The organism is Bradyrhizobium lablabi (assembly GCF_018131005.1).
GTDB lineage: Bacteria > Pseudomonadota > Alphaproteobacteria > Rhizobiales > Xanthobacteraceae > Bradyrhizobium > Bradyrhizobium lablabi_D.
Genome location: NZ_JAFCJK010000001.1, coordinates 696567 through 720188, shown reverse-complemented (window position 1 = coordinate 720188; position 23622 = coordinate 696567). Strand labels below are relative to the sequence as shown.

The following is a 23622-nucleotide window of genomic DNA, read 5'->3' as shown; positions in this document are numbered from 1 at the left end:
AATCCGGCGCTGCGGTTCTAAGTCGATCCAGAACCAGTGCTCTACGCGCTCAGGCGCGGCTTTTCGGCGCGGGGGATGAGCAGGTGCCTCAGTTCGGCGGCGGGCCTCGGCGCACTGAACAGGTAGCCCTGCATCTCGGTGCACCCGAGCTTGCGCAGCAGCTCACGCTGCTCTTCGGTCTCGACACCCTCCGCTGTCGTTGTCATGTTGCGCGACGTTGCGATGTTCACCACCGACTGCACGATTGTCGCCGAGCCGTCGACGGTGATGTCGCTGACGAAGCTGCGGTCGATCTTGATCTTGTCGAACGGGAAGCGCTTCAAATAGCTCAGCGACGAATAGCCGGTCCCGAAGTCATCGAGCGCAATCCGCACGCCAACGTCGCGGAGCTGATGCAAAATGGAGAGTGCCACCTCGTCGTCGCCGATCAGCACCGCCTCGGTGATCTCGAGCTCGAGCCGGCTCGGCGCCAGACCGGATGCGGCAAGCGCGCTCGCGACCTTCAGCGGCAGCGCCAGGTTCTTGAACTGCACCGGCGAGACGTTGACCGCGAGGCGGACATGCTCCGGCCAGGTCGCGGCCTCCATGCACGCGGTTTGCAGCACCCACTCGCCGAGTTCGCCGATCAGCCCGGTGTCCTCCGCAACAGGAATGAATTCGGCCGGCGACACCATGCCGCGCTCGGCATGCCGCCAGCGCAGCAGCGCCTCGCAGCCGGTCACCTCGTTGGAGTGCAGGCCGAGCAGGGGTTGGTAATGGATCTCGAAGCCGCCATCGATCATCGCCTGCCGCAGGTCCTGCTCCACCATCAGCCGCGCTTTGGCATTGGCGCCCATCTCCGGCTCGAAGAAGCGGTGGGTGTGCCGTCCTCCGGCCTTGGCGCCGTACATCGCGATGTCCGCGTTGCGGATCAACTGGTCGAGCTCGGTGCCGTCCTGCGGCGCCAGCGCGACGCCGATGCTGGCGTCGGTCGACAAATGATATCCGAGGCAGTCGCAGGGTTGACGGATCGCGCCACGGATTCCGGCGACGAACGCCTCGACCTCGTCGGGGCCGGCGACCGCAGTCTGGATCACCGCGAACTCGTCGCCGCCGAGCCGCGCGATCAGGTCGCCGTCCTTGAGGCAGGACTTGATGCGCACGGCGATGGTCTTGAGCAGCTCGTCGCCGACGTGATGGCCGAGCGAATCGTTGATGCCCTTGAACTCATCGATGTCGATGTAGAGCAGCGCGAAGCGTTCGCCGTCCTTCGCCTTTCCAAGTTCGCGCTCGATCTGCTCGCGGAACAGCACGCGGTTCGGCAGATCGGTCAGCGCGTCGTAATGGGCGAGATGCGCGATCGTCTCGTTGGCGCGGCGGCGTTCGGTGACGTCGTCCACGACGTTGATGATGTAGCGCGGCGTGCCGGCGCGATCGCGAATGCCGATGCGTTGTGACGTGATGTAGTGCTCGCCGGTCACATGGCTGTGCCAGCGGTGCTCACCCTTGAAGAAGCCGCCGTTCGATTTCAGCATCGTGTCGTCGTCGGCGGTGATGGTTTCGGCGGAGGCGCGCGGGAAGATGTCGAACGCCGTTTTGCCGATCACGAGTGCTCGCGAAATCCCGAATTGCGTCTCGGCGACGCGGTTGACCAGCAGATAGCGGCGCGTATGCGCGTCCTTCACCGTGATCTGCGACGGGATGTGGTCGACGATCTCACGCAGGAAGGCATTGTTGCGGTCGCGCTCCTGCTCCAGGTTGCGCCGTTCGGTGATGTCCTCGATGGTCGCGACCCAGCCCCCGTGGGCGAGCGGCTTGATGATGATCGAGAAGCTGCGTCCGTCGACGGAGGACGTAACACTCTCCGTCACCTTGCCGTTGGCGACATTGGTCCGGACCATGGCGCAGAATTCGTCGACGTCGCCGTCGAACGAGCCGCTCGCCTTGCGCTGCTGCATCACATCCTCGAAGCAGCATCCCGGCTTGATGAAGTCGGACGAAAGCCCGCACATGTCGAGATAGCGCTGATTGCAGACCACCACGCGGGCCGACGTATCGAACAGCACAAGACCTTGGATCATGTTGTTCAGCGCGGTGTCGAGCCGCTGCCGCTCCGACTCCAGCCGCCGCTGGGCTTCGCGATCCTGCCTCCTGATCTGCCGTACGATGACGAACAGCACCAGCGCCACGGTGGACGCGGCCAGAGTGGCCGCGGCGATCAGCAAGCGGGTCTGCGTGCGCCAGTCGCTGAGTGCGGCTTCCACCGTGTTGGTTGCGACGATGACCGCCGGGAAATGCGTGAGTCTCGCCGCGGAGCCGAGCCGCGCGGTCTCATCGATCGGGTTGATGAAGCGCAGCGTATGCTGGCCGCCCTTGCGGGTGGCGAGATCGACCAGCGGCGCGCTGAGATGCATCTGCCCGACCGGCTCGTCCAGGTGGGGATAGCGCGCAAGCAGGGTGCCGTCGGTATGGAACATGGTGATTGCCGCGCTCGTTCCCGGCGCGATGGACGCGAAGAACTTCTCGTAGTGCAGGGGATTGATCCGCCGGATCATGACGCCGAGAAAGTTGCCATCCGGTCCGGCGAGGCGATGGGCGATGACGGTGTTCAGGCTTCCGTCGATCAGGCTGCGCAACGTTTCGGTACGCACCGGCGTGGAATGCGGATCGGATTCGAAGCTCCTGAAATAGTCGCGGCCGGAGATGTCGAGACCGGCCGGCGGCGGCAATTCGAGCGACCAGGTGATGATCTTGCCGTCGGCACCGAACAGCGAGAGATCGCCGAGAAACGAGACGCCCGTGGCCGTCAACGCCTGATAAGTATCCGGTGTCGACATCTTCGCCCTGAAGTCCTCCGGCGAAGTGATCTGGGGGATTCGCAACCGGGTGATCATGTTTGAGGCGATGATGTCGGAATCTTCGAACTGCTCGTCGAAATGGCGGGCGAGCAGCCGCACGGTGTTTTCCAGCTCGCGCTCGCTGTTGGCGAGCGCTCGCTCGCGAAATTCGCCGATCATCATGCTGGTGCCGACGAAGATCGCCATGACCAGCAAGGCGCCGCACAGCGTCAACCACAGCACCGGCCCGCGCATCGTCGCCGCGATCCGCCGCCAGCCGGCGCCTTGTCCGGACAGGACCTTGATCAGTCCCCGCATCAACCTGTGCATTCCTTTCGTCCCGGAGAACTCCATACGCCGCAGAATTCCCACAAATAGTTAGGAAGACCGGTTACTCAACGCTTAATAGGTATATTTTTGTATCTAAACGTACTGGTTGTGCATTTGCCGAACCGGGGTTGGAGCGATTCCCGTCGTTCCGACCTTCCTCTGGAGGGCGGGGGGCAATCATGCTGCGAGTTTGGTGCGCCGTCTCTCCACAAACTCGTTATGTCCGAGCCGTCAGGGGCGCCCCCGTCCTGGCACCAGCGAACGGGTCGGCGATGGTCGCGACAAGCCGGCCATGACAATGTGGAGGCGTCAGGGCCAGCGCACCAGGTCATGCGCGATTGCCTCGCCCGGCAGGGAGTTTGGCGGAGTTGTCGGACAAGGATTGTCCCGCGCTACCGGCGATAGCCGCTGGCGCGCGAATAGGCGACGCGGGTTTCCTGCGCGGGACGGGCCGCCATGCTGGCGCGCGATTCGCTCGTCAGCGGCGGCGCGGACTTCATGTCCTCGAGGAAGATCGGCTTGGCGAAGTAGTAGCCTTGCGCGTAGCGGATCTTGGTCGCTGCCTGCAGATAGGCCAGTTCCTCGTGCGACTCGATGCCCTCCGCGATCACGGTCATGCCGAGCGCTTCGCTCAAGGATTCGATCGCGCGCAGGATGCCCTGGCTGCGCGGCCGCTTGTGGATGTCGGTGATGAAGGAACGGTCGATCTTGATCTCGTCCGCGGTGATGTCGGCGAGCGCCGACAGCGACGAATATCCGGAGCCGAAATCGTCAATCGAGATGCCGACGCCGATCTTGCGCAGGATCGGCAGGATATGGTCCTGGAAATGCGACTTGGCGACGAAGGCGTCCTCGGTCACCTCGATCATGAAGCGCCTGGGAAACCCGGTTTCCTCGATCGCGCGGGCGAACGAACGCATGAATTCGAGGTTGCCGGCCTGCCTGGCCGCGACGTTGATGCTGATGGTTGCGTTGGGGCCGAACGTCTCGTTGATCAGGTCGATCGACTTGACGATGTCCGCCAGCACCACATGCGTCAGCTCGTCGATCAGCCCGAGCTCGACGGCAAGATTGATAAAGGTGCCGGGGGCCTGGATCACGCCATCGCCGTCGCGCAGCCGTACCAGCGCCTCGATGCCCTTGACCTCCTGCGTGCGGATGTCGACCTTGGCCTGAAATGCGCAGCAAAAGCGCTTTTCCAGGATCGCGAGCCGCAGCGACTGCTCGACCTTCATCCTCGCCAGCGCTTCGCGCTCCATGCTGGCGTCGAAGAATGCCGCGGACCCCTTGCCGAGGTTCTTGACCCGGTACATCGCGATGTCGGCATTTTGCCGCAGCGCCTCGTAGCTCCGGCCATGCTGCGGATAAAGGCTGACGCCGATCGAGGTAGAGGCGAAGATCTCGGACTCCTCGATGAAGAACGGCGCCTTTAGCCGTCCCTGCACGGTACGGATGAACTCGATGACTTCATGATCGCCGCCGATCGGGTTGAGCAGCAGCAGGAACTCGTCGCCGCTGATGCGGGACAGGATGTCGGTCTCGCGCAAAGAGAGGCCGAGACGTTTGGAGAACTCGACCAGCAGCGCATCGCCGATCGTGTGGCCGTAATAATCGTTGATGTGCTTGAAGTTGTCGAGGTCGAGGAAGGCGAGCGCGAACTGGCCTTGCGCGTCATCGTGGTTGATCAGGCTGTTGACGCGATGCTCGATCACGCGGCGGGTCGGCAGTCCGGTCAGCTCGTCGTAATAGGCGGAGCGGAACAGTTGGTCCTCGAACGCCTTCTGCTCGGTGATGTCGGCCGAGGCCGAGATGACAAGATTGCGTCCCGCGATCTGCACCGGTCGGTGCGAGGTGAGGTAGACGTGCTTCGATGCGCCGCAGGTCACGGCTTCCTCGAGTACCACGGGCTCGCCGTTGCGCAGCAATTCGAGACACGTCTCATGGCGGTTGTCGATCTGCGACGGCTGGCCGGAATTGGCGGCGAGCTGCATCTGTGCCGCGGCCGCTTCATTCACCATGAGAAACTCGCCGCGCTCGTCCTGGACGGTTACCCCGGAGGGCAGCAGGCGGAGAAGGTCGCGCAAAATGCGTAGTTCATCGCTGGAATTGCCTTCATTACCGGGCATTCGCGCGTCGGACTGAAAGTCGTTTTTGGTGAGAATTTGCATGGAAGTAGCTTGGCAAATTCCTTTGTAGTTTTGGTTAAGCGGATCTGCGAAAGCGGTGACAGAAAAGGGGCGGAGCGAAGTTTCGCAAGCCGTCGTGACGATCGTCATTAACAGAGTATCAATGCGCGGCAGGGTCGCTTGCGAAAGCGCTTGCGGGCCGCGCGCTTGACATCCGCAGGCGAAAACGCCGCACTTTTCCGGATCGTGCTTTCAGGCTGCCGGAAGGCGGCACTGCATCGTGCAATGAACGCCGGTCTTGAGGTAGCTGATCTCGGTCTTGCCGTCGAACGGCCGCAGCGCCGATTTCAGAAGCTTGGTGCCGAAGCCCGCTTCGCCGATCGTCTCGACCGCTGGGCCCTCGGTTTCGTCCCAGGTGACGTTGAGACGGTCATCATCCACCGTCCACGACACCTGCAGGAAGCCGCGCGGGGAAGAGAACGCGCCGTATTTGCCGGCGTTGGTGGCGAGTTCGTGGAAGATCAGCGCCAGCGAGACCGCGAGCTTGGCGGGCAGGAACAGCTGCTCGCCGTTGAGGTTGAACCGGACATGGCCGTAGGGGCCGAGCTCGGAGCGCAGCAAATCCTTGATATCGCATCCATAGCCGTCGACCCGCGCGATCAGATCGTCGGTTGCCGATAGCGCCCGGATGCGGTGGTCGATCCGCCCCCACACGTCGGGCCGATCCTGCAGCGCCTGATGCAGCACGGCATGGATGGTCGAGGACTTGTTCTTCAGCCGGTGCTGCAGTTCGTCCACGACAAGCTTGCGGTATTGCTCCTCCTCGATCAGGCGTCTGGAGATCTGGCGTTGCTGCAGGACTATGGTCCGATAGTGTTCGACACCCCAGATCGCGATGCCGCATACCACCCAGAAGATCATCAGCAGAGCGAAGCGGGCGGTATCCGCTGTTGCGCCGGAGAAGTTGACCGCGACGCCGAGCGCTCCGCTAGCCAGGGCGGTCGCGACCCCGACCCGATAGCCGCCAAAGGCGGTCGCGAAGAACACGGCCGGAAGGTACGGTGTAAAAAAAACATCCGGTCTGATCAGGGCGAGTCCCCAGCGCGCCGCGGTAGCCAGAACGAGACAGACCAGCGCAAAGCCGATTGCAAGCGGTAGCGAAGGCTGGGAAACGCCCTGCCAGCCGTGCCTGAACTCGTCGATCCACTTCGCCATCGCATCAATCAATTCACGAGATCAGCCGACCCAAAATATGGCCACTGCGACCGAAAATCTGCGGTTGTGTCCTTCAGGCCACAAGTGGACCCGGCGCGCCAGTGCCAGCCGCGCTGCGAGCTTGCTTTGGCCATCGCCGACGGAGATGATCCGCATCATCTCACCTGGATAATTGAGGGTATCGACATGGGACGGCTCGACGGCAAGGTCGCGGTGATCACGGGCGCGACCAGTGGTATCGGATTGCGCACAGCGGAAGTATTCGTCGCCGAAGGCGCCCGGATCGTCATCGCGGGACGCCGCGTGCCGGAGGGCGAGGCATTGGCAAAACAGCTTGGCGCGACTTGCGTGTTCCGCCAGACCGACGTGACGGTCGAGGATCAGATGAAGGCGCTGATCGCGCTTGCCGTCGAGAAATTCGGCCGGATCGACTGCCTGTTCAACAATGCCGGCGGTCCGGCACAGACCGGCGGCATCGAGGGCCTCGAGGTCGAACGGTTCGATGCGGCGATGGCCACATTGGTGCGCAGCGTGATGCTCGGCATGAAGCATGCCGCGCCCTACATGCGCAAACAGGGTTCCGGCAGCATCATCAACAATGGCAGCATCGCCGGACGGCTCGCCGGCTTCTCGTCGTCGATGGTCTATGGTGCGGCGAAGGCCGCCGTCATTCATTTCACCAAATGCGTGGCGATGGAACTCGGCGAGGCCGGCATCCGCGTCAATTCGATTTCGCCCGGCGCGATCGCGACCGGCATCATTGGCAAGGCGCTCGGGCTATCGACGGAGGCCGCCGAGAAGACCTCGGCGATGATGCGCGAGGTGTACCGGACCGCACAGCCGATCCCCCGCGCCGGCCTGTCCGACGACATCGCGCATGCGGCGGTGTTCCTGGCGAGCGACGAGTCGAGCTTCATCAACGGCCACGACCTCGTAGTCGACGGCGCGATCACTGGCGGCCGCAACTGGAGCCAGCAGCAACAAGGCTATGTCGAGTTGCGCAAGGCGTTCGGGCAGGGCGCTGGCCGATAGGCGGCGGCGCGAAAGGGGCCGTCGTCGCGAGCGAAGCAATCCAGCTTCCAACAGCTTCGGTTCTGATTGAATCAGAACCGGAGCTCTTGATTTTTGTTTTACGCGTTTTCTTTACGCTAACCGGCGTCCGCTTCGCCCGAAAACGCTATAACGCTTGCGAGGACGGATTGCTTCGGGCTCGCCAAAGCTTCGCTCCTCGCAACGACGGCTCGTCGCTCTACACCGGCTTCACCATCACGCGGAGCCCGTCGCGCGGCTTCGGGATCGGCCACATCTGCCAGCTCGGTGTGTAGCCCGCCGGCAGCGATACCTGAAGATTTTGCAGAAAATGTCTCGCGAAGCATTTCGCCTGCATGTAGGCAAAATGCAGGCCGAGGCACATATGCGCGCCGCCGCCGAATGGCACCCAGGCGAAACGATGTCGGCCGCGCTGTGCCTCGTCGGTGAAGCGCATCGGGTCGAAGCTATCAGGCTCGGGCCAGATGTCCGCCATGTGATGTGTGAACAGCGGATTGACGCCCATCAGGGTGCCGGCCGGAATCGCAAAACCCTTGAACGAGAAATCGCGCACGGCGCGACGCGGAATCGACGGCACCGGAGGCTTGAGGCGCAGCGCCTCCTTGAACGCCATTTCCGAAAGCGGCATGGCGTTGAGATGATCGAGGCTGGTGGGCTCTTCGGTCGCAATGCCGAGCGCGCTGACTTCGCGGCGCAGCTTCTGCTGCCACTCGGGATGGGCGGCAAGCTCGCCGACGAACGAAGTCAGCGACGACGTCAGCGTGTCGTGCGCGGCCATCATCAGGAAGCTCATGTGATCGATGATGTCCTGCTCGGACAGGAGGGCGCCGTCCTCATGCGTCGCCCGGCATAGCTGCGAGAACAGATCGTCGCCATCGCCTCGCGCGCGCCGGATCGGAATCTGCTCGGAGAAATAGGCGATGATGCGCTTGCGACCTTTCACGCCGCGCGCCATCTGGGTGCCCGGCAACGGCGTCCTGATCGGGGCGACGGAAGCGGCAACCATGTCAACGAAAGCGCGGTTGATTTCATTCACCTCGGGCCCAATGTCGGCTCCGAGGAACGAGGTCGCGGCAAGGTCGAGGGTGAGCTGCTTCATCGCAGGATAGATTGGCATTTCGCCGGGCCTTTTCTTCCATTTTGCGACGCGCGCGGCGATGCCCCGGTCCAGTTCAGTGAAATAGGACCTCATCGGCTCGGACTTGAAGGCAACCGACAGCGCACGGCGGTGCACGCGGTGTTCATCGAAGTCGCGCAGCATCAGTCCTCTCGGGAACAGGCGGCCGAGAACGAATCCCCAGCCAAGCTCGGAGGAGAACAACTTGGCCTGATCGAACAGCAGGAGCTGGTTGGCTTCTGGCCCGAGCGCTGTAATGCTGGTCTCGCCGAAGACATGGGCGCGATACACAAGGCCGTATTTCGCGGCGCTTCGCTCCACAAAGCCTTTGGGATCGGCGAGCGTTTCCAGCGTCTTGCCTATGAACGGCCAGCCCTCTTCGCCCGGAATGTGTTTCAGCGAATTGCGCTTCGGCGGCTTCAGCGTGGTCGCGGTGGACGACGCAACGTGGATCGACATGGCCGTTGCTCCAATTGGGTCGCGTAGCCGTGGTTGGTAGATAATCCTTCGCCGTCCCGATGCAAAGCGGCACTTCGTTCGTCGGATCGTGTCGCGGAGCGGCAGGTCTGTGCTATAGCGTTTTCGCGCCAGCCCGCCCAAACAACAATGCGTCAGGGCGTACCGAAAAATGAGGCGATCGCAAGGAGGGGCCGTTATGCCGATTTCATTTCGCGGTTTTGTTATCGCCCTCACATTGGGCAGCATCGCCATCGGATCGCCGGCGGCGCTGGCGCAAACCAAGCCGAAGATCACAACGCTCGGGCCGGATTTTCCCAAGACAGAGATCTTCATAGGCAACAGCTTCTTCTACTACAATAACAGTATGCATAGCCATGTGCTGGCGATGCAGCGTGCCGCCGATCCCGAGCACAAGCAGGACTATCGCGCCACCTCGGTGACGATCGGCGGCTCCGGCTTCGACTGGCATGATGTCGAGAGCTATTTCCGCACTGATGCGATCGGCAAGTATTCCTTCGACGACAACAACAACGTGGTCTTCAACAAGCTCGACCGGCTGTTCGATGCCGCCATCATGATGGATTGCAGCCAATGCCCGATCCATCCGACGCTGAAGCCAGTGTTTACCGAATACGCGAAAAAGGACGCCGACATCGTTCGCAAGCATGGAGCGCGACCGATCTTCTTCATGTCATGGGCCTATGCCGACAAACCGGAGATGACGGCGCAGCTTGCGGAGGCCTACACCATCGCCGGCAACGATAACGATGCGCTGGTAATTCCCGCCGGCCTCGCCTTTGCCCGCGCCCATGAGAAGCAGCCCGAACTCGTGTTGCATGCCATCGACCGTCGCCACCCTTCGCCCGCCGGCACCTATCTCGCATCCTGCGTGGTGTTTGCAGCGCTGACCGGCAAGTCGCCGGTCGGCAATTCCTATCGCGCGGGTCTCGACGAGCCAACCGCGAGCTTCCTGCAGCGGATCGCCTGGGACACGGTGCAGGATTATTACCGGAAGTAGCCCGGGTCGCGTCTTCCGCTGCTCGACGCGGGCGAGGAGAAGATGATGAAAGGTGATGCGGGCAGGATTTAGCTTCAGGCTTGGAACCCACTAAGAGCGCGAGGCACAGCAGCGGATGGCCGAAGCATATTAGGCCAGATCTAGCATCGTCCGCCACGCTTCGACCAAATCCGCTTCGAGACCTTCCACGCGGGAGCGACGGTAAATCCGATTGCCGGGATCGCTATCCCGCCGACCAACAGCCCAATGATCCCTGAAAGGAAGGTCTCAACCGTCCATTGCGCCACCGCGGCAATAGAGGTTAGCGTGTTAGCTGCAGCTTTGGCGGCGGACCCGATGGCATGACCGACAAAATGCACATCATACGCCTCGAGGCCGTGGACAATAATGCTTCCGCCGACCCAGATCATGGCTGCAGTACCGACAGCGCCGAGAAACGTGAGAAATCCCGGCATACCGAGAACCAGCGCGCGTCCGAATGCGCGACTCATGAAACCGCCAATTGAATCTCCATCGTGTCTTGCAAGAGCCACCCCGATGTCGTCGGCCTTCACGATCAAGGCGACCACGCCATAGACCGCGATGGTGATGCCGATTCCGACGACCGCCAACACCAGCGCCTGCATCCAGAATCTTGCATCAGGAACGGCCGCCAACGTAATCGCCATAATCTCCGCCGAGAGAATGAAGTCGGTCTTGACGGCGCTGGCGACTTTCTCGTCCTCGAGTGTCTGCGCGTTCACCGCAACCGTGCCCACGCGAGCTTCATGGTCGCGGGCCTTATGAGGCGCGATGACCTCCAGAACCTTTTCGGTTCCCTCGTAGCAGAGGTAGACACCACCCAACATGAGGAGCGGCACGAGCATCCCTGGAAGGAAATAGCTGACGGCCAGGGTGATAGGAAGCAAGACAAGTAACTTGTTCCGAAGCGAGCCAGCGGCGATCCTGGCCACGATCGGCAGTTCCCGCTCAGCCGAGAACCCGAATACATATCGTGGTGTAACGGCTGCATCATCGATTACGACAGCGGCCGCTTTGGCGCCCGCTTTGGTGGCTTGAGCCGCCACATCGTCCAGAGACGCAGCCGCCACCTTCGCGATCGCAGCAACGTCGTCGAGCAGCCCCAGCAGCCCTATGCTCATCGCATGTCCTTCTTTGGCACGTGGCAGCAACGTGGAGCCCGCACTGCACGTGAGCCGATCGTGTCGACAGCGGCATGTGACTAGTCCGAGCCTTCGTCAGGAATGTTCAATACCGTCCCACACGCCTTGCAATGCACGGCATCGATATCGTGGCGTTGCAGCCCGCAGATCGGACACGGGAATCGCACCTTGGCCGGCGCCAACAAGGCCTTGGCGAGATACAAGAAAAGCGTCACGCCGAAGATCATGATGACGACCGTTATCAGGCGGCCAATCGTTCCTGGCAAAGTGATATCGCCAAAACCGGTCGTGGTCAGCGCCGTGACCGTAAAGTAGAGCGCATCGGCATAGTTTGCGATCTGATTGTTGTGAGATTTCTGAGTCTCGTAGACAATCCCTGTCATCACGAAAATGAACACAGCGAGGTTCGCGACGGCAAAGATGACTTCCTCATTCTTTCGAAAGAAAGGACTGTCAATTCGTAGCCGCGCTACCATTTGAACGTCGCGCAGCAGCCGCAATGTTCGAAGCGTGCGCAGAAAGCCACCAGCTTCTCCGGCGAGCGGCGCAAGAAATGAAACAATCACCACCATATCCGTCCACGTCGACAGGCGGGTGAAGTCCTGCAGGGGGTGTCGGCTGATAATCAACCGCGCGGAGAAATCCGCAAGGATCAGGACGCCGAACACAACGTCCAGCGATTCAACGGCCTTGCTACGAGGCAGGAACGATGTGACGATGATAAATAGAACTGTAACAATATCGAGCACCAGCAAGGCATACCTGAACCGTACCCCGCCGGGAGTTTCGCCCTCATATAGTTGCCGAATCCTGCCCCTCACCAGTTCAAATGGGCTGGCGACAGTGTCAACCAACCCATGTTCACCTGAGTTGTGAGGGAGCACCATTGTCAACGCTGTCTAATCGGGAGTCAGGGGGAAACGACTATCCGGCGTATACTTGTCGACGGCTGCTGGCACTTCCCGTGAAGATCGGGCAAGAAGCTCTTCTTGCGACAAGCCGGTCTGTTTCACCAGCCTTGTCAAGACGTCCCGTCCGATGGCCTGCTTTAGCTTAAATGGCATTCCACGCCTCATACATCGCGACATTTCGCTGGGCTGCCGATTTTGTTCGCGGATGGCAGACTTTTGGCAATCGTCCGCGCGGCCGAACAATCGTTCTCCAAATAGCCGAACGCTAGGGACGATTCCTGCCCAGTTCGTCGTGGCTTGACACCCAATCGCCGGCGAGGATCGCGCTGGATAAGGATGTTTCGCCAGCAAGCACAACACCCGCACAAATTTCGGCAAACTTGTTGGATTTCCCGTTGCCGTAGCAGCCCAGCATCTCCAGACATTCCCTTTGCGTGGGCAATCCTGTCCCACCACCATAGGTGGCGACAATCAGCGACGTCAAAGTAATCGACCAGTAAAGGTCGCCATTGTCGAGCAGTTGGTTATACACCACCCCCGCATGGGATTCTGAGACATTCGCGACGTCCTGACCGGTCGCGATGAACATAGCGGTCAGGCCGTTGGCAGCGTGCGCGCCATTGTTGGCCGATCCCGCGAGGAATGCGCCAGCCTGCGAAATCTGGCGCGAATAGAACAGATCGCGCGTATCGACGCGCATCAGGTCCTTCAAAACATCTTTCCGAATGGTCGCTTCCGCCACCACTCGCTTCCCGCGCGTCACCAGCATATTAATGCGCGAATGCTTCTTGTCCGTGTCCATGTTTCCCGAGAGTATGTAGCGAGCCCCTCCCGGGTAATTCTTCTTGATCCACTCACACGCAGCGAACGTTGCTTTTCCGGTCATGTTCTGACCCGCGGCATCGCCGGTGGTGTAATTGAATCGCAGGTGGCGCAAAGGCCCAACTGAATATTGGTAGATGTTGATGAGCTTGCCCGAACGCGTAGTGGTCTCCGCTGCCGCCTTGATCTCGGTGAAGTGTTCATCGATCCAATGTCCGAAATCGCGTGCTTTCAGGGCATCGTCCCAAATGAATACCGGTGATCGCTGCATATATTGCTCGACGACGGTCGTCTTCACGCCCCCGCACTCGGACAGCAAACGCATTCCGCGGCTGTAGCTCGCGACGAGCGTACCTTCCGTGGTCGCGAGCGGGATGTAGAAGCGTCCACGCGCATGTTCGCCGACGATGAGCAAGGGACCAGCTAGCCCGATGGGGACCTGGGCGACTCCGATGAAATTTTCAACGTTGCCCGGAAGGATGGATGGGTCAATCGAATATTTGGCGACATGATCAAGCTCAGCTCCGGTTCGCTCGGTCACGAAGCGGCGTCTCGCGTCGGCGACGCTCTCGCGATAGTCGTCGTCTTTGTCGCGAGGGATCTTAAGGGATGACTCGGATGACACTTGTGCTGACATTTGCTTCTCCAAATCGTCGTCAATGTGCAGGTGCCGCCGCCGGGACGACCGCGGTCGATGCCGGGCGGATCGCAAGCAGTAGGAGTGTTCCGGACAGCAGGTAGAGGGCGATCACGAAATACATGCTGTAGATATTGTCGCCTGTGTTCCTGATGATAAGCCCGTTGATCGATGGACTCATCGCCGGACCAAGGTTGCCTAAGCTGCTGATGAGCGCGAGCCCGCCCGCGCGGGCACCGACGGACAAATATTCGCTGACCAGTGCGAAGAAGAGCGGTGTTGCCGATGCAATTCCGATGACCGCGAACGCCAAGGCCATGACCGATCCGACCAGGTTGCCCTGCAACAATGTCGTCACGAAGAGGCCGAGAGCCGCGATCGCGACGCAAGCGGCGAAATGCCAGCGACGCTCATGCCACTTGTCCGAATGCCGGCCGATCAGGATCATGCCGATGACCCCCACGGCGTTCGGGATTGCCGCATAGACCCCAATGAGGAATAGGTCTTTGACGCCCCAGCTCTGGATCAATGTCGGCAACCAGAACACCATCGTGTAGGTCGCTCCAAGCAGAAGGAAATAGATGAGCGACAGCACGTAGACCTTTGGGTCTCGCAGCATTTGCCCGAAAGTGCCAGCGGGCTCGCTTTCGACGTCCTTCACATCGTGCTGTAAGCTGTCGTCGAGCAGTTCCTTTTCGCCATGAGAGAGCCAGGCGGCATCGGAAGGCTTGTCTTCCAGAAGGAAGTAGACCAGGAAGCCGAGAATAACTGCGGGCACTCCCTGCACCAGGAACAGCCATTGCCAGCCGTGGAGACCGCCGAGCCCATCGAAATATTTCAGGGTCGCACCACACAAGGGTCCTGTAATCACGGACATGATCGTGGTGGCCGACATGAAAATCGCGATCACCCGACCGCGCCGCACTGACGGATACCAGTAGGTAAAATACAGAATGACACCGGGGAAGAAGCCTGCCTCGAAGGCACCAAGCAGGAATCGCACCACATAGAATTGCAGAGGCGTCGATACGAACATCATGGCTGATGCAGCAAGGCCCCAGAGGACCATGATGCGCAACAGCGTTTTGCGAGCGCCGATCCTCTCCAGGAGAAGATTGCTCGGCACTTCGAACAGGAAATATCCGATGAAGAACATGCCCGCACCGAGACCGTAGACGGCGTCATCAAACGGCAGGGTTTGCTTCATCTGAAGCTGCGCATACCCGATGTTGATGCGATCGAGATAGGCGATCATGTAGGAGATCAGCAAGATCGGGATCAGGCGCCGGTCAATCTTCGAAAATAGCGCCTTGATAGCCCCGCTTTCGAATAGCGGTGACGACCTGTTTGCAGCGGTCGGTTGCATGTTCGTTACCTCCGCGAAGATTCGTTGGTTCTACGTCTGCTCGATTTAGCTGGGCGCCTTCGGCCGTGCTCTGGCGGTCTTCTTCGTGGAGACCTTGTTCGGTTCGATCACTGCGTTTGGTTCGATCACTGTCGACGCCGCAGACTCGACGCCGGCGTCCGCATGGATCGTCGGCAGCGCCTCCATCTCGCGCAAGGCGGTCTGCAAGTTGGCGACGATCTCGTAGGATTCTTCCTGTGACACCACACGCCGACAGGCGGTGAGGCCGAACTCCAGCAACCCGGCGTAGCTCTGCACCGTGATGTTCAGCCCACTGCCGTGATACGGGATTGAGACCGGATAGTAATGCACCATCCGCGCGCCGGCCATGTAGAGCGTCATAGGCGGACCGGGAACATTCGAGATGACGACGTTGCCGGCCGCCGGCGCGCGGCTCGCGAGGTTGGAGCGGCCGAGCAGCGAGGCGAGCCCGGTCATAAGCCAGGGCGATCCCGTGATCGGCACTTGTAGCCCGAGCACCGGCTTCAGCTCCTTTACCACCGCCTTCGCCGCTTCGGACGACGCGTGGATCGCCTTCAGGCGCGACGGCAATTCCGTTATGTCGGTCGCCAAATCGACCCGGACCATCGACACCTGATTGTTCATCGCACTGTCGCCTTCTGCGCGCAGGCTAACCGGCACCATGGCGATGAGCGGCTCCTTTGGCAGCAAGTCGCGTTCCTTCAAGAAGCGATACAGTGCGATACTGCACATCGTCATCACGATGGTATTGACTGTGCCACCGACGCGCTTACCGAGTTCCTTGATGTCCGCGAGCGGCACAGACAGCGTGCTGTAGGAACGCTGGTTGGTGATCGAGTCGTTGAAGATCGTCTTTGGTGCGAGGCCCAGGTTCAACGAACGGGCGCCGCTGGCCGCTCGCTGGCTCGCGACGACCTTTGCTGCTGCAGCCAAGGCCTTTGCCGTACCGGGCAGCACATCGGCAAGCTTGCGGTATTGGCTGGCCGAATTGGCGACCGCGGCCTGCAGAAGTTCGGTGATGCCGAGCTGGTAGGAACTGCTGCCGCGTTTGCGTCTCGGAGGCGGTACTTCGCGCATCTCGGGCGACACGTCATAGAGCACTTTGGCGAGTTCCACCCCAGCCTTACCGTCGACCCCGCTATGATGCGCCTTGCTGTAGAAAGCGACCTCTCCATTCTCGAGGCCTTCGATGACGTACATCTCCCACAACGGGCGACTGCGATCGAGCAACGTCGAGTGCAGCCGTGCGATCAGCGCCTCAAGCTGCCGCATGGTCCCCGGGCGGCGCAGCGTCACGCTGCGCACATGGTAATCGAGATCGATATCGTCGTCCTCGATCCAAACCGGTTCGGAAAGTTCAAAGGGCATCTGCGCCAGTTTGCGATGCAGCACCGAAGCGAGGTGCAGGCGTTTGCCCAGCATCGCCTTGACATCCTCGTAGTAGTCGCCCTGGTAACCCTCGGGAAGCTCGAAAAGCATCAAGCTGCCGACATGCATCGGCGTTTCCGGCGTTTCGAGATGCAGAAACGAGGCGTCAACGCTACTGAGTTGATCCATTCTCGTGGCTCCTTTGTGGTGTCGATCGAGCCGAGGTTGGGATGTCGCCGATGTCGCTGCGTCAGGCGACCGTCTTCATGTGATCCCCTGGCAGAATCTTCAGATCAGCACCTAGACCGCGCGTTTGCGTTTCTCCTCGTCGTACAACGCAGTCTTCAAAGGCTTGCCCACTGCCGTCAGCGGCAGTTGAGCGAGGATTTCGAGCGCCTGCACCATTTCGTGCTTGCCGAGCTTGTCCTTCAGAAACGCCTGCAATTGTTCGAGGGTGAAAGCCGTGGCATTGGCCTTCAGCTGGACAAAGGCCTTGGGCGACTGGCCGCGATATTTGTCGGGGATGCCGATGACCGCGACCAATTCGACCGCTGGGTGCTTGTAGATCGCTTCCTCAAGGACACGCGGATAGACGTTATAGCCGCTGCACAACAGCATGTCCTTGGTGCGATCGACGATGAACACGAAGCCGTCCTCGTCCATGTAACCGACGTCGCCCGTACGCAAGAAGCCGTCAAACGTCGTGACATCAGCCGTCGCTTCCGCGTTCTTCCAGTAGCCTTTCATAACATTAGGTCCCTTAATGCAGAGCTCGCCGCGCTCGCCGAGTGGGACATATTGCGTTGGTTTATCGAGGCTGAGGAACTTAATGGTTATGCCCGGCATCGGCATTCCGCAGGAGCCGGCCTTGCGCTTGCCGTTGACCGGCGTGAAAGTTCCGGTCGGCGACGTTTCGGTCATGCCCCAGCCTTCGCTCATGTTGCAGCCGGTAATCGCGCAGAATTGCTGCGCTAATTCGAGGGGCAGCGGAGCCCCGCCCGAGCCACAATATTTGAGCGAGCGCAGACTATGCTTGGAGATCTCCGGATGATTGATCAGCGCAGTGAACATCGTGGGAACGCCGCAAAAAATGCTCACCTTTCTATTCGAAATGTCATTCAGCGCCGCCAGGGGATCAAAGCGCATGTGCTGAATGATCTCCCACCCTCCGAAAACGGCAAATAGAACATTCACCGTAAGTGCATAGATGTGGAATGGCGGCAGCATGGCGAGCAAGCGCTCTTGCCCTTCGACCAGAACCGGAGGCGTACCATTGGTGGTCTCCCACGCCTGCTGGCACGCGCTGGTCAGGTTCGCATGCGTTAGCATCGCGCCCTTGGGCAGACCGGTGGTGCCCCCCGTGTACTGGAGCGCAGCAATCGTCTCCCGCGGATCGGCAACCGGATAGACCTCGTACCTCCCGTCGTTGTCGAGCAACTTGGCGAAGCTGATGTGCCGATCGTCCCATACAATTTCGCTCAGTTGTTTGGCGGCTTTCATCTCCGCCGTCACCGCGTCGGGCGCAGACGTCATCTCGCCCAGGCTGCCGACGATCAATTTCTTCAGCCGTGTCTTGCCGAGCATGGTCTCCATCTGAGGATAGAGCGCGGCCAGGTCGAGTGTGATGAGGAAGTCGGTACGGCTGTCCTCTATTTTGTGTTCCAGAACAGCTGCGGCGTCGAGTGGCGAGTAGTTGACCACCGTGCCGCCGGCCTTCAGCACCGCGAAGAATGCAATGATGTAATGCGGCGTATTCGGGAGGTACAGGCCGACATGCACGCCCGGCTTCACGCCAAGCCGCTGCAGCCCGCATGCAGCGCGGCTCACGTAATCGCCCAACTCCCGATAGGTCAGGCGCTTACCCATAAAATCAATCGCCGGCCGATCAGGCCACTTGCCGACGGTATTATCGAGAATTGTCTGCAGTGGCGCAGGAGTGATTTCCTTGTCCCAGCGCACACCGGCGGGGTAGGAGTTGATCCAGGGCATATTGTTCATGGCATTCCTCCCTGTGTAGCCGCCACGGTCGCGGATGGCGTAGACCTTTATTAAGTTGCGGATGTTTTGGTGTGTCGGACGGCACTCCTGATGGCGTTCATATTCGCGGAAGACGGCCGCCTCCGTGCTACTTCGGCTGCAGCAACTTCTGCAGATTGGCCAGATTCTCCTGCATGCGGTCCTGCACGACCTTCCAGGCGTTGTTGCGCGACTGCGCTTCCATCTCGGCGAGTTCACGAATATTCGCGATCACCTGTTGTACGCCCTGCTTGCCGGCTTCCGCCTGTTTCGCTATCGCTTCGCTGCTGGTGGCATCCTTGACGGCGGCCTGCCATTGCGCGAGCGTCTCTTTCAGAATTTCGTTGCGCCGCTCGATAAGCGCCCTGACACCTTCATAGGCTTGCCGGTTCGCCTCTACCAACGTTTCCAGGTCCTTACGCTGCCAATCGACCAACGCCGCGACGTCGACACCCGGCAACTGAAATTTCTCGGTCAACTTCTTGATATCGTCGAGCCACTGCTTGGACGTGTCGTCCGAGCCGATCGACTGCTTGCTGGTTTCCATGGGACTCCTCCCTTGCTTTGATAGTGACAACAAAAACGCGACGCTAGCTACGTACGAAGCGGCGCGAGGCGGCGCCGCGCACTATCAGCTGCGCTTCGGATCTGGATACAGTAAGCTGCGCAGGCCACTGCGATCGAAGGGACGCCAATTTTCTTCCGATAGCGCGAGCCGATCTGCGATCGCGTACAGCACGACAGGATTGTGGCCCAGCCCGGAATGACTACCCTCGACCTCGATGTTCTGCGTCGTAGGGCTCTCTTGTTCAAGGCATCCCTGCCACGCGACGATACCGTCGGTGCGCGTGTAGATTGCCGTGCTCGGCACCGGCGGCGGGAGCTTCATCGCTTCGCGCCCGGGCCAATCGCCGGCAGCGCGCCCGCTCAGGGCTTCGTAGAGCCGCCAGGCGTTGCTCGCCTTCGGCTCGTTGGCGAATGGGCTGCCGAGCGTAATAACCTGGCGCACCAAGGCCGGTACCCTCCGCGCCAATTCGCGCGCAAAAACGCCGCCGAGGCTCCATCCGATCAAGCTTACCTTGCGCCGGTAGCGCCCGGACAATTCCGCGAGCCGAGCATCGATGCCGGCCTCGACGCCCGGGCGTGGGCCATTGTTGCGGCCCTGCTCCCAGCCGTGCGCCGCATAACCCTGCTCCTTCAGATAGGCGCGGAGCGGGCGCGTCGAAGCATCGCTCGCGGCAAGACCGGGCAGCACGAGCACCGGATGACCATCACCACGCGGTGCCAGTCGCAGCAGCGGATAGGCCGCGAAGAACGCCTGCAGTTCCCAAATTCCACGCAGTTCGAGCCACAATAGTTGGCGCGATGGCGGGCTTGAGCGGTGAATGGCCGTGTCCATGTCAGAACGTTTCCTCCGGTCGTTCCGGTCGCGTGGCGCACTGACTGCATTCTTTTTCAAGTCGTAGTGCTTCGATTGCGGATCGAAGCGCAGAAGCCTCGATCATGCATTCGTGCAGCTTGATTTCACTGGCTTCTTCAGCGCAGGCGGCTACGAAAATACCTTTAGGCAATGAAGCTGCTAACCAGTTGAGAGCTTCACTTTAAGCCGTATGACCCGACCAACCGACCCGAGTGTTGACATAGATCAATCGTTCAACGCGTGACCACGTGTGTCCCTGATCTTGGCTGCCGGGCCGACCAGGATTGGCTGGATGATGCCGGCTCCAGCGCTATCTCCCGCACCGTGCAACGATGTCTCGTCGCGGGGGTGAACCACGATAGTCGGCACTGGCGAGATGCTCTGCGTTGCGGCGATCAATTTGTCATACTTGGTCCGGGATTTCGTATCGCCGGTCTCCGCTGCCGTTGCATTCATGATTCCCCCTCGGGATCCGCGCAGATCAGTCAGGCAAAGCACGCAGAAGCGGCTACGGCTGCGCGAGCTTGATTTAGATCAAGCATCTACGAACTGATCGAGACCAATCTTTGAGGCCGCTGCCTGTATGGATTTCACCCGCACGGGCACCTAATCAAACATACGCTGGTGGGAGACGTACCATGAAAGCAAGCGCCGCTCTCAGAAAGGAAGTCGACACCGGGGATTGCTGGAAGGGATTCCGGCCGGGAGACTGGCAGACCTCCATTAACGTTCGCGATTTCATTGTCCGAAACGTCACGCCTTACAGCGGCAACGAGGACTTCCTCGCAGGGGCATCGCAGCGCACAAAAGCGGTTTGGGCGAAACTGCAACCGTATTTCGCGGATGAAAGGAAAAAGGGAGTCCTTGCGGTCGATACAAAGTCTCCGTCGACAATGCTCGCCCACAAGGCAGGTTACATCGATCGCAATAATGAGGTTGTGGTGGGACTTCAGACCGATCAGCCGTTCAAGCGGGCAATCTTCCCGTTCGGCGGGCTGCGAATGGTAGAGGCGGGCCTGAAGGCTGCCGGCTTCGAGCCGGATGCAGCCGTGCACGAGACGTTCACGAAATACCGGAAGTCGCACAATGACGGGGTATTCGACGCCTATACGCCCGAAATCATGAATTGCCGTAGATCGGGTGTCATTACCGGACTTCCGGATGCCTACGGCCGCGGGCGCATCATCGGCGACTATCGTCGAGTCGCTCTCTACGGTGTCGATCGCCTCATAGAAGGAAAACGCGCGGAGCGTGCGCAGATCGACGACATGTGGCCGACCGACGACATCATTCGGATGCGCGAAGAGCTGTCCGAACAGCTTCGCGCACTCAAGGATCTCGCTTCGATGGCGAAGCTCTATGACCGCGATATTTCAAAGCCGGCCACGAATGCTGAGGAGGCATTCCAATGGACCTATTTTGCCTATCTAGGCGCAATCAAGGAGGCCAACGGGGCGGCGATGTCGATCGGTCGCATCTCAAGCTTCCTCGACGTCTACATCGAACGCGACTTGAAGACAGGCATTCTCGACGAGGCTCGGGCTCAGGAGCTCTGGGACCAGCTGGTGCAGAAACTGCGCATCGTCCGCTTCCTTCGCACTCCGGACTATGACGCGCTGTTCAGCGGCGACCCCTATTGGGCGACCGAGTGCGTCGGCGGCATGGATCTCGACGGGCGTGCTCTAGTAACGAAAAGCAGCTACCGCATGCTGCATACCCTCTACAATCTGGGACCCGCGCCGGAGCCGAACATCACGGTGCTCTGGTCGAACCACATGCCTGCGCCCTTCAAACGGTACTGCGTGAAGGTCAGCCGCGACACGTCCTCGCTTCAATACGAAAACGACGATCTGATGCGGCCTTTCTGGGGGGACGACTACGGGATCGCCTGCTGCGTCTCAGCGATGCGGCTGGGCAAGCAGATGCAGTTCTTCGGCGCCCGCGTCAACCTTGCGAAGGCTCTGCTTTACGCCATCAATGGCGGCCGCGACGAGGTCTCCGGCGAACAGGTCGCACCCGGGACTATGCCAGTCGCTGGCGACTTCCTCGACTATGACGACGTCATGGTCAAGTTCGACACGACGATGGAATGGCTGGCAAAGACGTATGTGCACGCCATGAATTGCATTCACTACATGCACGACAAGTACTTCTATGAGCGACTGGAGATGGCCCTTCACGACCGCGACATCCTGCGGACCATGGCCTTCGGCATCGCCGGCCTTTCGGTGGTCGCCGACAGCCTCAGCGCCATCAAGTACGGGAAGATCCGAGTTACGCGCGATGACAGAGGCTTGATTGTCGACTATCAGAACGAAGACAACCAGTCGACGCCGCAATTCGGCAACAACGACGATCGGGTCGATCAGATCGCCTCAAGCATCGTCACCAGCTTCATGGAGAAGATCCGCAAGCATCCGACTTACCGTAACGCGACGCACACCCAGAGTGTGCTCACGATCACCTCCAACGTCGTCTACGGCAAGGCTACCGGAAACACTCCGGACGGCCGGCGCAAGGGCGAGCCATTCGGGCCCGGCGCCAATCCGATGCACGGACGCGACAGCCATGGCTGGCTGGCCTCCTGCCTTTCGGTAGCGAAGCTTCCGTACAGGGATGCGCAGGATGGCATCAGCTACACGGTCTCTGTCGCGCCCCAAAAGGCTCATCTGTCGGAAAGTCAACTGCTGGACGAGGCGGTGAAGGCGTTCGACGTCTATTTCGATCGGGGTGGCTTCCACATGAACCTGAACGTCATCGACAGGGAGACGCTCGAAGACGCCATGAAGAACCCAGACAAATATCCGCAGCTCACGATCCGGGTCTCGGGTTACGCCGTGAATTTCGTGCGGCTGACGCCCGAGCAGCAGCGAGACGTCATCAGCCGCACTTTCCACGGCCAGATCTGACCGAGGTGCGCTATGTCCACGGTGCAGGCATTGGAGCCCGGAAGTCGTCACGACCTCCGGGTCGGAATTTCGCCCGACGCGCCCGATGAAGACAAGATCAAGGACGAAGTCGGCTCGTTTGGCTATTGCCATTCCTATGAAACGTCATCGCGCTACGATGGCCCTGGCCTTCGCCTCGTGCTTTTCGTCTCCGGTTGCCTTCTGCGGTGTACCTATTGTCACAATCCGGACACCTGGCATCTCAAGGACGGCACCTATGTCTCGGTCGATCAGGTGCTCCGCCGGATTAGCGATTTCGCACCGTCAATCCAGGCCCTTGGTGGCGGGCTGACCATCTCGGGCGGCGAGCCGATGGTGCAGCTTGCATTCACCCGACGGATATTCGCCGGCGCCAGAAAAATGGGTCTGCACACGGCCATTCAGACCTCGGGATTTCTCGGCGATCGCGCGGACGAGGCCTACTTGTCGGAAATCGATCTCGTTCTTCTCGACATTAAAAGTTCGGACCCGGAAACATACCGACGAGTTACCGGCCGCGACCTGGCTCCGACGCTTCGCTTCGCTGAGCGTCTTGCTTCGATGTCGAAGCCGGTTTGGGTTCGCTTCACGCTCGTGCCCGGCGAGACCGACGATCCCGCGAATGTCGACGGCATCGGGCGATTTGTCGCGCCGATGAAGAACGTCGAGTGGGTGGAGGTGCAGCCATTTCACCAGATGGGCTCGTTCAAATGGAAGGCGATGGGCCTCGATTACAAGCTCGAAGACACGCTGCCAGCCGACCGCGAACTGGTGGGTAGGGTGATCGAACAGTTCCGGGCTGCGGGGTGCCAAGTGCGCTGATCGATCTATCAATCCGGC

General features: G+C 60.4%; 18 protein-coding genes. 4 read left to right on the top strand and 14 right to left on the bottom strand.

What is annotated here, in order from left to right:
• Positions 1-41 precede the first annotated feature (41 nt).
• From JQ553_RS03310 to JQ553_RS03300, 3 genes are all read right to left on the bottom strand, one after another.
• Positions 42-3146, bottom strand: coding sequence for an EAL domain-containing protein (locus JQ553_RS03310; protein ID WP_409363023.1), 3105 nt, complete (start codon positions 3144-3146; stop codon positions 42-44).
• 392 nt (positions 3147-3538) lie between these two features.
• Positions 3539-5272, bottom strand: coding sequence for a bifunctional diguanylate cyclase/phosphodiesterase (locus JQ553_RS03305; protein WP_212498438.1), 1734 nt, complete (start codon positions 5270-5272; stop codon positions 3539-3541).
• Between the two features lie 252 nt (positions 5273-5524).
• A complete protein-coding gene (locus tag JQ553_RS03300) occupies positions 5525-6487 on the bottom strand; it encodes a sensor histidine kinase (protein ID WP_212498437.1) in 963 nt (320 codons plus the stop codon).
• A gap of 186 nt (positions 6488-6673) precedes the next feature.
• On the opposite strand from JQ553_RS03300, the gene JQ553_RS03295 reads away from it, so the two are divergent.
• Positions 6674-7519 (top strand): SDR family NAD(P)-dependent oxidoreductase, encoded by an 846-nt coding sequence (locus JQ553_RS03295; RefSeq protein ID WP_212498791.1) that lies wholly within the window; start codon positions 6674-6676, stop codon positions 7517-7519.
• Between the two features lie 217 nt (positions 7520-7736).
• Here the strand turns inward: JQ553_RS03295 and JQ553_RS03290 are convergent, their stop codons facing one another.
• Positions 7737-9113, bottom strand: a complete 1377-nt coding sequence (locus tag JQ553_RS03290; protein WP_212498436.1) for a cytochrome P450 — start codon at positions 9111-9113, stop codon at positions 7737-7739.
• Between the two features lie 196 nt (positions 9114-9309).
• Between JQ553_RS03290 and JQ553_RS03285 the strand changes: the two genes are divergently transcribed.
• Positions 9310-10131: a DUF4886 domain-containing protein gene (locus tag JQ553_RS03285; RefSeq protein ID WP_212498435.1), complete on the top strand. Its 822-nt coding sequence runs from the start codon at positions 9310-9312 to the stop codon at positions 10129-10131.
• A gap of 140 nt (positions 10132-10271) precedes the next feature.
• Here the strand turns inward: JQ553_RS03285 and JQ553_RS03280 are convergent, their stop codons facing one another.
• The 10 genes from JQ553_RS03280 to JQ553_RS03240 form a co-directional block, all read right to left on the bottom strand.
• A complete protein-coding gene (locus JQ553_RS03280; RefSeq protein ID WP_212498434.1) occupies positions 10272-11273 on the bottom strand; it encodes a DUF808 domain-containing protein in 1002 nt (333 codons plus the stop codon).
• Positions 11274-11353: 80 nt separating this feature from the next.
• Complete coding sequence (locus JQ553_RS03275) at positions 11354-12148, bottom strand: potassium channel family protein (protein WP_409363022.1); 795 nt, start codon at positions 12146-12148, stop codon at positions 11354-11356.
• Between the two features lie 45 nt (positions 12149-12193).
• Positions 12194-12358, bottom strand: a complete 165-nt coding sequence (locus JQ553_RS34265) for a YidB family protein (RefSeq protein WP_409363021.1) — start codon at positions 12356-12358, stop codon at positions 12194-12196.
• Positions 12359-12470: 112 nt separating this feature from the next.
• Complete coding sequence (locus JQ553_RS03270) at positions 12471-13664, bottom strand: hydroxymethylglutaryl-CoA reductase (RefSeq protein WP_212498432.1); 1194 nt, start codon at positions 13662-13664, stop codon at positions 12471-12473.
• Between the two features lie 19 nt (positions 13665-13683).
• Positions 13684-15030, bottom strand: coding sequence for an MFS transporter (locus JQ553_RS03265; RefSeq protein WP_212498431.1), 1347 nt, complete (start codon positions 15028-15030; stop codon positions 13684-13686).
• Between the two features lie 45 nt (positions 15031-15075).
• Positions 15076-16608, bottom strand: a complete 1533-nt coding sequence (locus JQ553_RS03260; protein ID WP_212498430.1) for a wax ester/triacylglycerol synthase family O-acyltransferase — start codon at positions 16606-16608, stop codon at positions 15076-15078.
• Positions 16609-16719: 111 nt separating this feature from the next.
• A complete protein-coding gene (locus tag JQ553_RS03255) occupies positions 16720-18408 on the bottom strand; it encodes a long-chain fatty acid--CoA ligase (protein WP_249143897.1) in 1689 nt (562 codons plus the stop codon).
• Between the two features lie 136 nt (positions 18409-18544).
• On the bottom strand, positions 18545-18982 hold the full coding sequence (phaP, locus tag JQ553_RS03250) for a TIGR01841 family phasin (RefSeq protein WP_212498429.1): 438 nt from the start codon (positions 18980-18982) through the stop codon (positions 18545-18547).
• Between the two features lie 84 nt (positions 18983-19066).
• Complete coding sequence (locus tag JQ553_RS03245) at positions 19067-19834, bottom strand: alpha/beta hydrolase (RefSeq protein ID WP_212498428.1); 768 nt, start codon at positions 19832-19834, stop codon at positions 19067-19069.
• Between the two features lie 246 nt (positions 19835-20080).
• Positions 20081-20311, bottom strand: coding sequence for a hypothetical protein (locus tag JQ553_RS03240; protein ID WP_212498427.1), 231 nt, complete (start codon positions 20309-20311; stop codon positions 20081-20083).
• Between the two features lie 182 nt (positions 20312-20493).
• Here JQ553_RS03240 and pflB point away from each other — a divergent pair, with 182 nt between their 5' ends.
• Both pflB and pflA read left to right on the top strand, forming a co-directional pair.
• Positions 20494-22764 carry a formate C-acetyltransferase gene (gene pflB / locus JQ553_RS03235; RefSeq protein WP_212498426.1) on the top strand — a complete coding sequence of 757 codons (2271 nt, stop codon included), beginning with the start codon at positions 20494-20496 and terminating at the stop codon, positions 22762-22764.
• Positions 22765-22776: 12 nt separating this feature from the next.
• Complete coding sequence (pflA, locus tag JQ553_RS03230; RefSeq protein WP_212498425.1) at positions 22777-23604, top strand: pyruvate formate-lyase-activating protein; 828 nt, start codon at positions 22777-22779, stop codon at positions 23602-23604.
• The last annotated feature ends 18 nt before the right edge of the window (positions 23605-23622 follow it).